Consider the following 13,812-nt stretch of genomic DNA (forward strand, 5'->3'; position numbering starts at 1 on the left):
GGACCCGCGGACGGCTAGACTCTGAGCCATGGCCAGGACATCCAGCATGGGACGCGGAATCATGGCAGTCCTCGCCGTCGGCGCCCGGAGCGCACGAGGCCTGCATGGCGGAACGGTTGCCGACATCGCGGCCGACCTGGGCAAGGACCGCAGCCAGGTATCGCGCAGTCTCCGCGGAGCCCAGCAGGAAGGCTTCCTGGACCGCCGGGACCAGCGTTCGTACAGCCTGGACTGGTCACTCTTCACCGATGCCCAGCTACTGACGGAGCAGCGGCTCCAGACCGAGGGCACAACCGCTCTGGAGGGCCTCGCCCGGGACACGGATGAGGCCTGCTTCCTGGGGGTCCTCAGCGGTGACAGCACGGTAACGATCGGCGAACACGTGCCGGCCAGCAGCAATCTGGTGGGCTCCTGGCTGGGCCGCCCCTACCCGGCGTACTGCAGCGATGCCGGCCAGGCCCTGCTCTGGGAGGCGACGGACGCCGAAGTCCGTGCGGTGTTTGCCCGGGCGGCCTTTGTTCCCCACGGACCCAACACGCCCGTGGATGTCGAGGACTTCCTGACGCGGCTGCGCGAGGCGCGGTCGCGGGGATACTCCGTTGTGAACGAGGAAGCCGAACCCGGGCTCTACTCCCTGGCCGTTCCCATCCGGGACTTTAAGGGTGAGGTGGTGTCCGCACTGCAGGTCGTCGGACCTAAAACGCGGCTGGAGCCGCGCCGCGATCACTGCGCCAAGGCACTCCGCTCGTGGGGAAACTGGCTTGAGTCGGCGCTGGGTTATATGACGCCGGAAGAGCGTCGCTAGCCGGGCAAGGTCAGCTGGCCCGCGTCCCCACGCTGGGCACGTGCCTGAGTTCCGAGCCGTTCTGCCGCCTCCGTGAGGGCCTTGAACAAGCGCTTTGCGCCGGGCTCGATCTGGGACCGGGCACCCAGGACGCTGAACGAGGCGAGAATCGTCCCGCCCGCATCGCGGATCGGCACGGCAAGCTCGTAGACGCCGTGCTCAAACTCTTCCTCCGCCACCACGAAACCGGTTGTCCGGTCGCGGTCCATCAGTTCGCAGACGGCGGCCGGCGAATGTGCCGCCCCCGGGCCGCCGACGCCGATGAAATTCACCCCGCCAAGCAGGTCCTGGACGGCTGCGGAATCGTGGTCCCAGAGAAGGGCGCGCCCGGCACCGGTGCACCAGACGGGCGTCTCCATCCCGGGCCGGACGAAGCTCCAGGGCAGCGCGTCGTTCGTCGAAGCCCGCAGCAGGAGGACGCGGAAGCCCTCCCGAACGGAGACCCTGAACCTGAGACCAAACCGCGCCACCAGGGCCTCCAACTCGGCCCTGGATCCATGGACCCACCCGGTGTTGAGCGACGCAGCCAACGCGAAGAACTGCGGGCCCATCCGGAAAGGACCCCTGTCCACGCGTTCTAGCAGACCCAGCTCACAGAGCTCCTGGGTCAGTCGCGATACGCGGCTCTGCTCCATGCCGAGTTCCGTGGCGAGCTGCGAAACGCCAAAAAGTCTTCTGCCCGACTTCTCCCTGTCAGCCACCAGGCGGACGATGCGGAGGCCCTGCGTCATGGACGACGATTCCGCGGAAGACTCCATTGTCACAACTCCTTCCACCCGATGGCCACGCCTATTCTCACACGGCCGCGGCGCCGGTCCGGCGAGGTCGGCATGGCAACGCGGCCGGGGACAAGGTCACCGGCCGCGTTGCTGAAGGACGCCGTCAAAGGGTCCGGCTAGGCCGGGACCTCCGTCCGTAGCCGCGCGCTGCGCCCGTACTTGAAGTAGAAGAAGGCGTAGCAGGCGGCCACGAAGGGGATTCCGAAGTAGAGGGCCGCAACCTGGTTCGGGTCGAAGGCGATCCCGACCAGCGAGATCAGGCACAGCACGAAGGCCAGGATGGGAACCAACGGGAACAGCGGGGCCCGGTACGGAAGGGCGGCAACGTTTCCGCCGTTCCTCACGAAGGCCCGGCGGTGGAAGTAGTGGGACGCGACGATCGACATCCAGACGCCGACGACGGCGAAGCCCGCCACCGAAACGAGCATCAGGTACACCGTCTCAGGGGCGATGACGCTGCTGATCAGCGACGCCACGCCGCCGACCATGCTCACGGAGAGTGCGATCAGGGGAATGCCGCGACGGGTCAGCTTCTTCAGCGCCCGCGGCGCGTGCCCCTCGTCCGCGAGCGAGTACAGCATCCGGGCGCAGGAGAAGAGCCCGCTGTTGCCGGCCGAGAGCAGCGCGGTGATGATGACGAAGTTCATGATGTCGGCGGCGAAGGGAATGCCGATCGAAGAGAACACCGTCACGAAGGGGCTCTCGTCCAGCCCGACCTCATCGAACGGAACGGTGGCAGCGATGACGGCGATCGCCCCGACAAAGAAGATAAGCAGGCGGACGACGGTGCTTCGCATGGCCTTCGGGATGCTCTTGGCCGGATCCGCCGTCTCCCCCGCCGCGACCCCAATCAGCTCGGAGCCGGAGAAGGCGTAGAACACTGCCAACGCCGTCACCAGCACGCCCGTGAAACCGTTGGGGAAAAGCCCGCCGGAGGTGTTGAAGTTCTCGAACATGACGGGGTGGTTGCCGTCGGCACTGAGCGGGTGGAAACCGACCAGCGCGGCGCCGCCGAGCACGATGAGGCCGATGATCGCCGCGACCTTGACGATGGCGAACCAGAACTCCGATTCACCGAAGAACTTAGAGGAAACCGCGTTCAGGCCGAACAGGACCGCGGCGAAGATGACGCACCAAACCCACACGTCAATGCCGGGGAACCAGCGCTGCATCAGAAGCCCCGAGGCGGTGAACTCCGAACCGATGGCCACGGCCCAGCACAGCCAGTACAGCCATGCCGTGGCGAACCCGGTGGCCGGACCGATCGATCGGGCCGCGTAGATGTGGAAGGCACCCGAGACCGGGTAGGCGATGGCCAGCTCGCCCAGGCAGGCCATCACGAGGTACACGACGAACGAGCCGATCAGGTAGGCGATCACGGCGCCAAGCGGACCGGCCTGGGAAATCGTGTAGCCGGAGCTTAGGAACAGCCCGGATCCGATGACACCGCCCATGGCGATCATGACGAGGTGCCGCGGCCCCATCGACCGCCGGAGTCCGACGTCGGCCGGCGGCAGGGTGGCAGGTTGTGGTTCCAGCGTTGTGGGGGTTGCGGATTCCATGGTTTCTCCCAGGTGGGTAGTCAGATCAGATACGAACGGTGCACGTGGGCCTCGGGCCGAGGGATGTCGGGTGGCGGCAGCTGCGCGGGGGATGGTGACGAAGGTAACACGAAATAGCCCGAATGGTCATCAAAAACATTTGAGCATGCATATGTTGCACGTGTGTTACCTCTCCGGGTTGATGTCACATCGGCAGCGGGATGGTCATTTCGCTCGTGTTTACGGTCGAAATCACATGCTCCGACTGACACGGAACCCCGTCACCATGGGGGGACCTGACTGAACGACTAAAGGAGCACCATGACCACCTACGACATCGCGCTGATCGGCTTCGGCGGCGTCAACAGGACCCTGGCCGAACTGATCGAATCCCGTGGCGAGCGGCTCCGATCAGACCTGGGCTTCGGGCTGCGGGTCGTTGCCATCACCGACCTTCGTCTCGGGTCCCTGGTCCGCCCCCAAGGAATCGATCTCTCTCTGGCCCTGGGACTGGGCGCCGGGAATGACACGTTTGCAGCGCACGGCGGAACCTCGGATCCAAACAACGAGGCGGTGATTCGGACGAGTAGCGCCGACATTATCTGCGAGGCCACCTTCACGAACCCTGAAGACGGTGAGCCGGCGGTTTCCCATGTCCGGTGGGCGCTGGAGTCCGGAAAGAGCGTGTGCACCACCAACAAGGGACCGGTGGCGCTCCGCGGTGCCGAGCTGGCCGAGCTGGCCGAACGGAACGGCGTGCACTTCGAGTTCGAGGGCGCCGTCATGAGCGGCACACCCGTCATCCGCCTGGCGAAGACAATGCTGCCCGGCTTGGAAGTGACCGGCTTCGAGGGCATCCTCAACGGCACCAGCAACTACGTACTCGGACGCATGGAGGCCGGCCTGGACTACGACGAGGCCCTCCGCGAGGCCCAGAAGTTGGGCTACGCCGAGGCAAACCCTGCGGCGGACGTCGAGGGATTCGACGTCCAGCTCAAGGTCCTGATCCTGGCCAACGAACTGCTGGGGGCCGGCATCGAGCTCAAGGACGTCCAGCGCCGGGGAATCTCGACGCTGACTGCTGAGGACATCCGTTCCGCGGCCCAGGCGGGCCGCCGCTGGAAACTCGTCGGCGCGGCACGTCGGAACGCTAACGGAACGGTCACGGCAAGCGTGGCCCCCCTCCAGCTGCCCCTCGACCACGGCCTGGCCGGGGTCTCGGGTGCCACGAACGCCGTCGCTTTCGACACCGACCTCCTGGGCCAGGTCACGGTCTCAGGCCCGGGAGCCGGCCGCGTGGAAACCGCCTACGCCCTGCTCTCGGACATCATCGCCATGCACACGGCGAAGACGGGAGCCGTGGCACATGTCTGAGTCCACGCTGTGCCACCTGGAGACGGCGCTGTCGCAGCAACTGCGCGACGTGAAAAGTCCCTTCGACGGGCGCGTCGTCGGCTCAGTCCCCGTCACCGCCGTCGCCGACTGCGTCACGGTGCTCCAAGCAGCGCGTGCGGGGGCGCAGAAGGCCCAGGCGATGTCGCGCAACGCACGCGGGAAAATTCTCGACGCCGCCGCGGCGGACATCGAGCGCCGCGGCGACGAGTTCGCCCGGACGATCGTGGCCGAGTCCGGTAAAACCATCCGGCAGGCCCGCAAGGAAGTCCTTCGGGCGGTCAACACCCTCCGCCTCTCCGCTGCCGAGGCCCGCAGGAACGCCGGGGAGGTCATTCCCTTCGACTCCTACGAAGGGTCGGAAGACCGGACCGGCTGGTATTCGCGCGAACCGTTGGGCATCATCGCCGCGATCACGCCATTCAACGATCCGTTGAACCTGGTAGCGCACAAGATCGGGCCGGCCCTCGCGGGCGGAAACGCCGTCATCCTCAAGCCGTCCGCGCTGACTCCGCTGTCCGCGCAGTTGCTCACGGAGGCCCTGCGGGGTGCCGGGCTTCCGCCGGAGGTGCTCACCGTCGTCCAGGGCGGACGGGACGTTGCCGAGGCCATCATCGCGTCCCGGGACGTACGCATGGTGTCTTTCACCGGAGGGTTCTCCACCGGTGAAAGCATCGCCCGAACGGCTGGGTTGAAGAAGCTGTCCATGGATCTTGGCGGAAACGCGCCGGTGATCGTCCTGCACGACGCCGACATCGAGGACGCCGTGGAGTCCTGCATCTCCGGAGCGTTCTGGGCCGCCGGCCAGAACTGCGTTGGGGTTCAGCGGATACTCGTCGCAGCGCCCTTGTACGAAAAATTCCGGCGGCGTTTCCTCTCGGCCACAGCCTGTCTCGTGGTCGGCGACCCGTCCGACGAGCGAACCGATGTCGGTCCGATGATCAGCCCCGCCGCCTTGCGCGGACTGCGGACCAAGGTTGATGAGGCAATCGACGCCGGCGCCGGCCTGCTGTGCGGGAACACGGCGGACGGCAACGTGCTTCAGCCGACCGTTCTGGAATCCGTCCCGGCAGATTGCAGGCTCTGGAGTGAAGAGGTTTTCGGACCCGTTGTCATGCTCCGATCCTTCGACACCTTCGAGGAAGCGATCGAAATAGCGAACGCCATTGACTTCAGCCTGCACGCGGGCATCTTCACGGACTCGCTCACCCACGCCATGGACGCCGCCCGGCGGCTTGAGGCAGGCGGCGTCATGATCAACGACTCCTCGGACTACCGCTTTGACGGCATGCCTTTCGGCGGTGCCAAGTACGGGAGCATGGGCCGCGAAGGAGTCCGCTTCGCCTACGAGGAAATGACCCAGCCGAAGGTCATCTGCATCAAGAACTAAGGATTGGGGCATCATGACCACCCGCATCGAAACAGATTCACTCGGGAGCATCGCCGTACCGGCTGGCGCCTTTTGGGGCATTCACACGGCCCGCGCCTTGGAGAACTTCACGATCAGCAGCATTCCAGTCTCCCGTCACCCTCAGTTGGTGCGCGCCCTGGCAATGATCAAGAACGCCGCCGCCAGGGCCAACGGCGAACTGGGAGTTCTCACGCTTGAGCAATCCGAAGCCATCAGCGCAGCGTGTCAAGAGATACAGGAGGGCCAACATCATGAGCATTTCTGCGTGGATGTCATCCAAGGCGGTGCCGGCACCAGCACCAACATGAATGCGAACGAAGTGATCGCCAACCTTGCGCTTGAAAAAATGGGCCACATGCCCGGGGACTACCACCACGTGCACCCGATCGATCACGTGAACCGTTGCCAATCCACCAATGACACGTACCCGACGGCGATCAAGCTGGCCCTGATTTTCGCGACGGCTGAGCTCAATCTTGAGCTCGGCAGGCTGGCGGCAGCCGCGAGGGACAAAGGCTCCGAGTTCGCCCGGGTCATAAAAATGGGCAGGACCCAACTGCAGGACGCCGTCCCCATGACCTTGGGTCAGGAGTTCAACGCGTTTGCCGCGACGTTGGAAGAGGACCGGGCCCGGCTACAGGAGTCCGCGGCGCTGCTGCTCGAATGCAGCCTGGGCGCTACCGCCATCGGCACCGGCATTACCGCCGAACCGGGCTATCAGAGTCTGGTCCTGCGGGAGCTGTCCCGAATTGCCGGCGTCCCCGTGGTCCCCGCCGCCGACCTGATTGAGGCGACGTCCGACGTCGGCGTCTTCATGCACGTCTCAGGGACGCTGAAGCGGACGGCCATTAAGCTCTCGAAGATCAGCAGTGACCTCCGGTTGCTCTCAAGCGGGCCGCAGAACGGGTTCGGCGAGATCGTCCTGCCCGCCCGTCAGGCCGGGTCCTCAATCATGCCGGGGAAGATCAACCCGGTGATCCCGGAGACAATGAACCAAATCGCCTTCGTGGTGGCCGGGGCGGACACCACGGTAACCATGGCGGCGGACAACGGGCAGCTCCAGCTCAACGCCTTTGAACCCGTCATCGCCCACGTCCTGCTCCAGAGTATCTCGTGGCTTGAAAGGGGCGTGAGTGTCCTCCGGACACACTGCATGGAGGGCATCGAAGCAAACAGCGAACGCCTCGCCCGCCAGACGGCAGCGTCGGCGGGGCTTGCGACGGCGCTGATTCCGGCCATCGGCTACGTTGCCGCGGCGGAGGTCGCGAAAGATGTTCTCCACAACGGATCAACGCTCCTCGACGTTGTCACCGGGCGGGGCCTCCTGGACCGGGAGGCAGCCCAAGCGATTCTGGATTCCGCCGTATTTCCCGACAGGGTTGCTGACATGTCACCCGCCTGACGGCTCAGTCGGCGGCTCCTTGGCCGGCGGGTCCGCGCCGGACGAGGCTGGACAAAGTCATCGCCGTCACCGTGTCAGTGACCCCCGGGAGCGAGGCGATCTGCTCCCAGATCTCCTGTATCCGCTCCAGCGACCGGGCCTCGAGCCTTACGAGTAGATCGAAGTCACCGCTGACCACGTCGCAGAGGACCACTTCCGGGATCGACCGCAGGGCACTGATCACATCCAGGCCCCGGACGCGGTCCTTGCGGTAGACCATCAGGAACGCCGAGACGGGGCTCAGGCCGCTGGCCCCGGAAACCACTGTGTAGCCCTGGATGTATCCCTGGCGTTCCATCCGGTCGACCCGCTGCCGCACGGCGTTGCGGGAAAGGAGCACCTTCGTGGCCAGTTCGGCATGACTGATGCGTGCGTTCTTCGTGAGTTCCGCGAGGATCCTCTGGTCTATCTGGTCAAGACTCACTCGATCCATCTCTGCCTCCCAGCTATCGATCCCCCGGGCACAGCCCGGGTTGAACCAATCCCAAGACCGAAGGCTTCTGAGAAATGATACTTCCGCAGCATGACCGTCCAACGCTTGGCGTCATCACGTGCGTCCTTTTTGACATGGACGGGACACTCCTCGACTCGGCACCGGGCGTCACGTCCAGTGCTGCCGAGGCCCTGACGGCTGTCGGCGCCCCCATCCCCTCACACGAGGTGTTGCGTGGATTCGTCGGTCCACCGATGATCGAGTCCTTCAGAAGCGCTGCAGGGCTGAGTGAACCAATCGCCCAACGAGCCCTTCGCCATTACCGCGCAGCGTATGCGGAACGGGGTGCGGAGCAATCCTGCCTGTACGAAGGCATCACCGACGTGCTTGCCGAGGTGCAGCGCGCCGCCATCCCCATGGCCGTGGCCACCTCGAAAGTGGAAGACCAGGCAGTCCGGCTCGCGCGGCGCTTCGATTTGGCGGAACGTTTCATCACCGTGTGCGGAGCATCCGACAGCGAGGGCCGGGCCGCCAAGGGCGAGGTGGTCGCCGAGGCACTGCTGCGCCTCGAAGCGTTCGGCGCCGACGTCTCGAACCCGGTCATGGTAGGCGATCGGAGCCACGACATCGCGGGGGCAGCCAGCCACGGAATCCCTACGATCTTTGTGTCCTGGGGGTACGGTGACGCGGAGGAAACCGCGGGTGCTGCCGCGGTTGCCGAGACGCCGAGAGCCCTGCTGTCCATGCTCCTGGACGCCGGCGCTGGCCCAAGCGGACGGGCTCAGCGCCGGAGCGCCGCCGCGAGCTCTTCCACGGAGGGAACGACGACGTCGTAGTCGCCGTCGGACGCCTCGTCCGCGTGACCCTCCGGCCCGTATTCGTGGGGTCTGGCAATAAAGGCCGTCCCGAAGCCCAGCGCCGCGGCGGCATCCAGGTCGTAGCGGTGGGAGGCCACCATGAGGATCTGTTCGGGGTCCACGCCCAGCAGGGCCGCCGCACCGAGATAGGTCGACGGGTCGGGCTTGAAGGCGCGGAACTGCTGCGCCGAAAAGACCGCGTCCCAATCGAAACCGCAGGCCCGCGACGTCGAAAGGACGGAGGAATAGTCGGCGTTCGAGAGAGCCGCCACCAGATGGCCCCGGCGCAGAGCCCTGAGCCCTTCCGCTGCATCGGGCCACGGCCGCAACTGCTCCCAGCCGTCGGTGAGCAGGAGAATCTCCTGGGCGGTGATGATGTCTTCCGGCCCGTGCCGGCGGACGATGTCCGCCAGTCCCGTGGCGTAAATGGAGCGGACCGACCGCCACTGCCGCGCACTGGACAACTCCGCCACCTCCGAACGGTACGCCGCCCGCCACTCGTCCACCATCGATGGCCAATCAAGCGCTGCGGTCCTGTCGCCCAGGACGGACTGTCCGTGGTCCAGCAGTGTGGTCCGGAAGTCCGTGAGGGTGCCCTGGACGTCGAACAGAACGGCGTTGAATGATCTGTTGGGCATCATGACTTCTTCACGGTCGGGCGGCGCCTCGGAGGAGGCTCGGATGTGCCGAGCCTAGCCGACCGCCGGCGAACCACGGTGCTATCCGCGACGTCCGCGCTACCCTTGTCCCACCACAGGACAGACCCCGGGAGGGACCCCATGCCGTACGTCGTCGACTTCAAGGACGTGTCCGCCGTCGGACTCGAGTCCTCCCCGGTGGCGGAGGCGCTGGCCGGGCTGCGCGCCAACGAGGCCCGATACTACAACACCAAGTACAGCCACGCCTTCACCGTCAGCCCCGCGGCGGATGCCAAGGAAACAGTGGAGCGGGTCAGCCGGATCCTCAAGGAGGAGCGGGACATCGTCATCGGATCCCGGCCGCTGGAGGCCACCAGCTTCGAGGTGGACGGGCTGCGGATGGACTACGTTTTCTACGAATCCGGCTTGTCCATTAACGTCATGTACAGCATCGAGGACGGCGGGAAGCGGGCGGTCGGGCTCAAGCTCTCGGACGGCATGGACGTCCCGGAGGAGCTTGCGGAGAGGTTCAAGTTCGCGCGGCAGAAGTCCAAGCTCGCCGGCACCATCCGCGGCTCATACTTCGTCATCAAAGGCGAGTACTAAGGACCTATCCGCGGTCCTCGGCCCTCGCGCCCCCTAAACCTCCGCCACCGGCGCCGCAAACTGCGCCTAGTACAGTTGCGCATACGCCCCCGCCGGCCTCCAGCAGTGACGCGTGCGCACGTTCCACGATCTGGCCGGCCTCCATCATCAGGATGAGGTCGGCGTCGCGGATGGTGGAGAGCCGGTGGGCAATAACAAACGAGGTCCGGTCCGAGCGCAACGCGCTCATGGCTTTCTGCACCAGCACCTCGGTCCGGGTGTCCACCGAAGAAGTTGCCTCGTCCAGGATCAGCACCGACGGCCGGCCAGGAACGCTCGGGCGATGGTCCGCAGCTGCTTCTCCCCCGCCGAGACGTTAGCGCCCTCGTCGTCGAGCACGGTGTCGTAGCCCTGCGGCAGGGATTTCACGAACCGGTCCACGTACGTCGCCTTCGCCGCCTCCAGGATCTCCGCCTCGGAAGCCGAAGACCGGCCGTAGGCGATGTTGTCCCGGATGGTCCCGCCGAACAGCCAGGGATCCTGCAGCACCATGCCCATCCGCGAACGCAACTCGTGCCGGGACATCAGCGCCACGTCCACCCCGTCCAGCGTGATCCGCCCGGCGTCGAGCTCGTAGAAGCGCATCATCAGGTTCACCAGCCATGGACTTGTCTGGTCCCCAGTCCGCTAACGACCGCAAAGCCTTGAGGACGGCGGGAAGCGTGCGGCCGGCTTCAAGCTCTCCGACGGCACCGACGTCCGCTGTCCACCGGATATGGCATCAGGTGCCCGTAGAAGGTGCTCATCGCCGACGTCACCCCGGTTCCCGCAGCCCGCACGATACGCAGCCCGTCGCCGGCACTGCCGGGGTTGGAGCGCAGCATCAACCGGTCCGCGTTCGGCCCGATAGATCGCGTCAGTTCGGCGCGGTCGCCCTGGAATCCGCCGCTGGCGAGGACGACGGCGGCCGCCTCGTAGCGGATTTGGTGCCCGTCCGCGGTCCGCACCAGGACACCGGTGACTGCACCGCCGTCGTCCTGCAGGAGTTCGGTGAAGGCCGCCCCGGCCGTCGCCTCTCCCCGGGCCGCGATGACCTGGCCACGGCACCAGGCCAAGATGGCGTGCGCGAACACGCCGCGTACCCGCGCGCCCTCTTCCGGAGCCGCAGATGGGCGTACTTGAACTCCGGCGCTGCCGGTTATCAGTGCTTTTTGAAAGCGTCCTTCACCTTTTCGGCCGCCTGCTTTAGGTCGGCTTTGACCTGTTCGCCCCTGCCCTCGGACCTCAGGCGCTCGTCACCCGTCGCCTTGCCCGTAGCTTCCTTCATTTTGCCGCCCCGCTTGGCTGCGGCATTGCGAATCTTGTCACCCAGTCCCATGATCTTCCTCCTTGGGGTACTGCCCGGCAGTCCCGGTCTTGTTTTGATGTTCGTGCTCACCGGTTTCGAAGGGCGCGCCCGCAGTAGGCGGCTGGCCCGCCGCACGACGGTCCGACTCCCGCGCACCAACAACGGACTGAGCACCGCCGGATCCGGCTTCGGCCGGTGACGGTCCAGGCGGTACACCGCCGCTCGTTGTTGCGGTCCCGGTTACGATTCGCTGCCCCTCAGTCATCGCGGGATCGTCGTAAACCTGCTCGACGGGCGCCTCTCCGGACTTGGCCCGTTCCGGATGTGCGTGGTCCCCTTCAGCCCTGGTGCCCGCTTCCGCGACGTTGACCGCTTCTCGCACATCTGCACCACTACGAGAGTTATCGGCCTGGGCTTCAGCGCCGGACGAGACGCGCTGGTCGTCGTCTTGGTTGGCACCTTCAGGTGACGGGACATGAGGCTCCCGTTTTTCTGGTTTCCCTTCCGTGGGTACCTCTGCCGGCAATTCGGAGTCGCTGCGGTCTGTCATGATCCTTGCCCTTCCGAGACGAATTCATGCGTCTGCTCCGGCGCAACTTAAGTCTAGGCAGGGCCGCGGCCTTCCAACAGGCCCGTCTGCTCAGTCACCAGCAAACCTGCAAGTTCCTCAACGGATTCCATCAAGACCTCCGCCACCGGAGCGGCGAACTGGGCCGCGTAAGGCGCCGCGTACACCCCGCCAGCCTCCAGCAGGGAAGCATGGGTCCCCTGCTCCACGATCTGCCCGGCCTCCATCATCAGGATGAGGTCGGCGTCGCGGATGGTGGAGAGCCGGGTGGGCAATGACAAACGATGTCCTGTCCGAGCGCAGGGCGCTCATGGCCTTCTTCACCGGCATCTCGGTCCGCGTGTATCCGCAGCCGATGTGGCCTCGTCCAGGATCAGCACCGACGGCCGGGCCAGGAACGCTCAGGCAATGGTGAGCAGCTGCTTCTCCCCCGCCGCCCTCGTCGTCGAGCACCGTGTCGTAGCCCTGGGGCAGCAACTTTACGAACCGGTCCACGTAGGTCACCTTCGCCGCCCAGACGGCCGGCCGTAGGCGATGTTGTCCCGGATGGTCCCGCCGAACAGCCAGGGGTCCTGCAGCACCATGCCCATCCGCGAGCGCAGTTCGTACCGGGACATCGCGGCGACGTCCCCACCGTCCAGCGTGATCCGCCCGGGCGTCGAGCTCGTAGAAACGCATCATCAGGTTCACCAGCTTTGGACTTGTCTGCTCGTCAAGGCGCAGCGGACCACGTAGCCAGGATCTTCCGCGGCAGCCGCGCGGACGGACGCTGGAGCGTGGCGAGCTCGAACGCTGAGCCGAGACGGTATCCGGGGCTTGGCAATTCCCGCTCAGGTGATTCAGGTGACTGTGACAGGCTTGAAGGGCGGTTATTTCTGGAACCACTTCGTGACTCGCCGGGCAGTTATAACGCCTATAGCAGGGACCTCCGTGTCAATTAGTTCCGCAGCCCACCGGCGGAGACGGTCTAGGCGAAAGTTTTAGGCGCGAAAGTAGGTGCTTCCATTGCTGATCTCAGTTCATCAAGAGTCGGCGGGTTTGCTCCGGCCCGTTGAACGGTGATGGCCGCCGCCGCAGCTGCCGTGTGTCCCAGTTGCTCCAACACCCCTGGGGCGAAGCCGTCGGTTCGGCGAGTGAGGAGACCCAGGATCAGTGCAGCCATGTAGGAGTCCCCGGCGCCTATGGTGTCCGCAACCTTGGCTTTGACAGCGGGGATAGTGATGCTTGCGGCACGGGAGGTGAATTGGGAGCCTTCAGCTCCCTTGGTTATCACTGCCAGTCCGGTGCCCAGTCGGAGGATATGGGCTGCGGTTTCGTCGAGTGTTTTCCCGGGGTACAGCCAATAGGCGTCCTCGTCGCTGAGTTTGACAACATCGGTCAGGTAGACGAGTTCTTCGAAGGTCGCTTTGGCTTCGGCATGACTGCCAAGCAGGGATGGCCTGATGTTGGGATCGTAGGTGATGGCGCAATGCTTGTGGGCTTGTTCCAGCAGGGCTTTGACGGCCTTGGCGCCAGGATCCAAGAACGTGGCTATGGAACCTGTGTGGAGGATTTTTGGGAAGTAGGCCGGCGCCTTTGGGGGTAGGTCCCAGCGGATGTCGAAGTCGTAGGCGGCGGAACCATCAGGCCCAAGGGTTGCTGTGGCTGTCGCTGTGCGGGTGAGGGATTTTGACCCGGGCAGGAGAGTTACTCCTGCCCGGGGGAGGTGGTCTTCTATCGACGTTCCCCGCGCATCGGGCGCGATGGCCGTGAGCAGCCCTGTGGAGACGCCGAGGAGCCCGAGGCCGTAGGCGACGTTGGCCGGCGACCCACCGGGATGCTCTACCTGGCTATTCGGGGTGGTGACCACGTCGATCAGCGCTTCTCCGACAACGACCACGTCGAGGGATTGTTGGGCATCAGGCAGTGCTGCTTTGAGGTTATCCATGTTTGTCTCTCGGGCAAGTGATAGTACGGGAGCGTCTAGGTCATTCTG

Annotated in this window: 14 protein-coding genes and 2 pseudogenes; 7 read left to right on the plus strand and 9 right to left on the minus strand. The window is 65.4% G+C overall.

Features of this window, described 5'->3' with window-relative positions; all coding sequences use genetic code 11:
- Positions 1 to 28 precede the first annotated feature (28 nt).
- The gene (locus ACUYM2_RS16370) at positions 29 to 805 is read left to right on the plus strand and encodes an IclR family transcriptional regulator (protein WP_481601020.1); all 777 of its coding nucleotides are present in this window, start codon (positions 29 to 31) and stop codon (positions 803 to 805) included.
- Here the strand turns inward: ACUYM2_RS16370 and ACUYM2_RS16375 are convergent.
- Together ACUYM2_RS16375 and ACUYM2_RS16380 are read right to left on the minus strand one after the other, a co-directional pair.
- Complete coding sequence (locus tag ACUYM2_RS16375; RefSeq protein ID WP_481601021.1) at positions 802 to 1,602, minus strand: IclR family transcriptional regulator; 801 nt, start codon at positions 1,600 to 1,602, stop codon at positions 802 to 804. The genes ACUYM2_RS16370 and ACUYM2_RS16375 overlap by 4 nt on opposite strands.
- A 137-nt stretch (positions 1,603 to 1,739) precedes the next feature.
- On the minus strand, positions 1,740 to 3,185 hold the full coding sequence (locus tag ACUYM2_RS16380) for an amino acid permease (RefSeq protein ID WP_481601022.1): 1,446 nt from the start codon (positions 3,183 to 3,185) through the stop codon (positions 1,740 to 1,742).
- Between the two features lie 300 nt (positions 3,186 to 3,485).
- Between ACUYM2_RS16380 and ACUYM2_RS16385 the strand changes: the two genes are divergently transcribed.
- Genes ACUYM2_RS16385 through ACUYM2_RS16395 form a run of 3 tightly spaced genes read left to right on the plus strand, consistent with a single transcriptional unit; the run spans position 3,486 to position 7,369 of the window.
- Complete coding sequence (locus tag ACUYM2_RS16385) at positions 3,486 to 4,538, plus strand: homoserine dehydrogenase (RefSeq protein ID WP_481601023.1); 1,053 nt, start codon at positions 3,486 to 3,488, stop codon at positions 4,536 to 4,538.
- Positions 4,531 to 5,946: an aldehyde dehydrogenase family protein gene (locus tag ACUYM2_RS16390; RefSeq protein WP_481601024.1), complete on the plus strand. Its 1,416-nt coding sequence runs from the start codon at positions 4,531 to 4,533 to the stop codon at positions 5,944 to 5,946. Before ACUYM2_RS16385 ends, ACUYM2_RS16390 begins: the two co-directional genes overlap by 8 nt.
- A gap of 13 nt (positions 5,947 to 5,959) precedes the next feature.
- A complete protein-coding gene (locus tag ACUYM2_RS16395; protein WP_481601025.1) occupies positions 5,960 to 7,369 on the plus strand; it encodes an aspartate ammonia-lyase in 1,410 nt (469 codons plus the stop codon).
- Positions 7,370 to 7,373: 4 nt separating this feature from the next.
- Here the strand turns inward: ACUYM2_RS16395 and ACUYM2_RS16400 are convergent, their stop codons facing one another.
- Positions 7,374 to 7,841 carry an Lrp/AsnC family transcriptional regulator gene (locus ACUYM2_RS16400; RefSeq protein ID WP_481601026.1) on the minus strand — a complete coding sequence of 156 codons (468 nt, stop codon included), beginning with the start codon at positions 7,839 to 7,841 and terminating at the stop codon, positions 7,374 to 7,376.
- Between the two features lie 134 nt (positions 7,842 to 7,975).
- Between ACUYM2_RS16400 and ACUYM2_RS16405 the strand changes: the two genes are divergently transcribed.
- A complete protein-coding gene (locus ACUYM2_RS16405) occupies positions 7,976 to 8,677 on the plus strand; it encodes an HAD hydrolase-like protein (protein ID WP_481601027.1) in 702 nt (233 codons plus the stop codon).
- Here the strand turns inward: ACUYM2_RS16405 and ACUYM2_RS16410 are convergent.
- Complete coding sequence (locus ACUYM2_RS16410) at positions 8,623 to 9,336, minus strand: haloacid dehalogenase type II (protein ID WP_481601028.1); 714 nt, start codon at positions 9,334 to 9,336, stop codon at positions 8,623 to 8,625. The genes ACUYM2_RS16405 and ACUYM2_RS16410 overlap by 55 nt on opposite strands.
- A gap of 141 nt (positions 9,337 to 9,477) precedes the next feature.
- On the opposite strand from ACUYM2_RS16410, the gene ACUYM2_RS16415 reads away from it, so the two are divergent.
- A complete protein-coding gene (locus tag ACUYM2_RS16415; protein ID WP_481601029.1) occupies positions 9,478 to 9,942 on the plus strand; it encodes a phage tail protein in 465 nt (154 codons plus the stop codon).
- A 66-nt stretch (positions 9,943 to 10,008) separates the two neighbouring features.
- Here ACUYM2_RS16415 and ACUYM2_RS16420 read toward each other — a convergent pair.
- The 3 genes and pseudogenes from ACUYM2_RS16420 to ACUYM2_RS16430 all read right to left on the minus strand — a co-directional run.
- Positions 10,009 to 10,581, minus strand: a pseudogene (locus ACUYM2_RS16420) (ABC transporter ATP-binding protein); the annotation flags it as partial.
- Positions 10,582 to 10,655: 74 nt separating this feature from the next.
- Positions 10,656 to 11,054, minus strand: coding sequence for an FAD-binding protein (locus ACUYM2_RS16425; protein ID WP_481601030.1), 399 nt, complete (start codon positions 11,052 to 11,054; stop codon positions 10,656 to 10,658).
- Between the two features lie 68 nt (positions 11,055 to 11,122).
- Complete coding sequence (locus ACUYM2_RS16430; protein WP_479782189.1) at positions 11,123 to 11,299, minus strand: CsbD family protein; 177 nt, start codon at positions 11,297 to 11,299, stop codon at positions 11,123 to 11,125.
- On the opposite strand from ACUYM2_RS16430, the gene ACUYM2_RS16435 reads away from it, so the two are divergent.
- On the plus strand, positions 11,298 to 11,468 hold the full coding sequence (locus ACUYM2_RS16435) for a hypothetical protein (protein ID WP_481601031.1): 171 nt from the start codon (positions 11,298 to 11,300) through the stop codon (positions 11,466 to 11,468). The genes ACUYM2_RS16430 and ACUYM2_RS16435 overlap by 2 nt on opposite strands.
- A 404-nt stretch (positions 11,469 to 11,872) precedes the next feature.
- Here the strand turns inward: ACUYM2_RS16435 and ACUYM2_RS16440 are convergent.
- Together ACUYM2_RS16440 and ACUYM2_RS16445 are read right to left on the minus strand one after the other, a co-directional pair.
- Positions 11,873 to 12,530 (minus strand): annotated as a pseudogene (locus tag ACUYM2_RS16440) (ATP-binding cassette domain-containing protein); the annotation flags it as partial.
- A 274-nt stretch (positions 12,531 to 12,804) separates the two neighbouring features.
- On the minus strand, positions 12,805 to 13,764 hold the full coding sequence (locus ACUYM2_RS16445) for a PfkB family carbohydrate kinase (RefSeq protein WP_481601032.1): 960 nt from the start codon (positions 13,762 to 13,764) through the stop codon (positions 12,805 to 12,807).
- Positions 13,765 to 13,812 lie beyond the last annotated feature (48 nt).

It is taken from the genome of Arthrobacter sp. SD1074B (assembly GCF_056780195.1).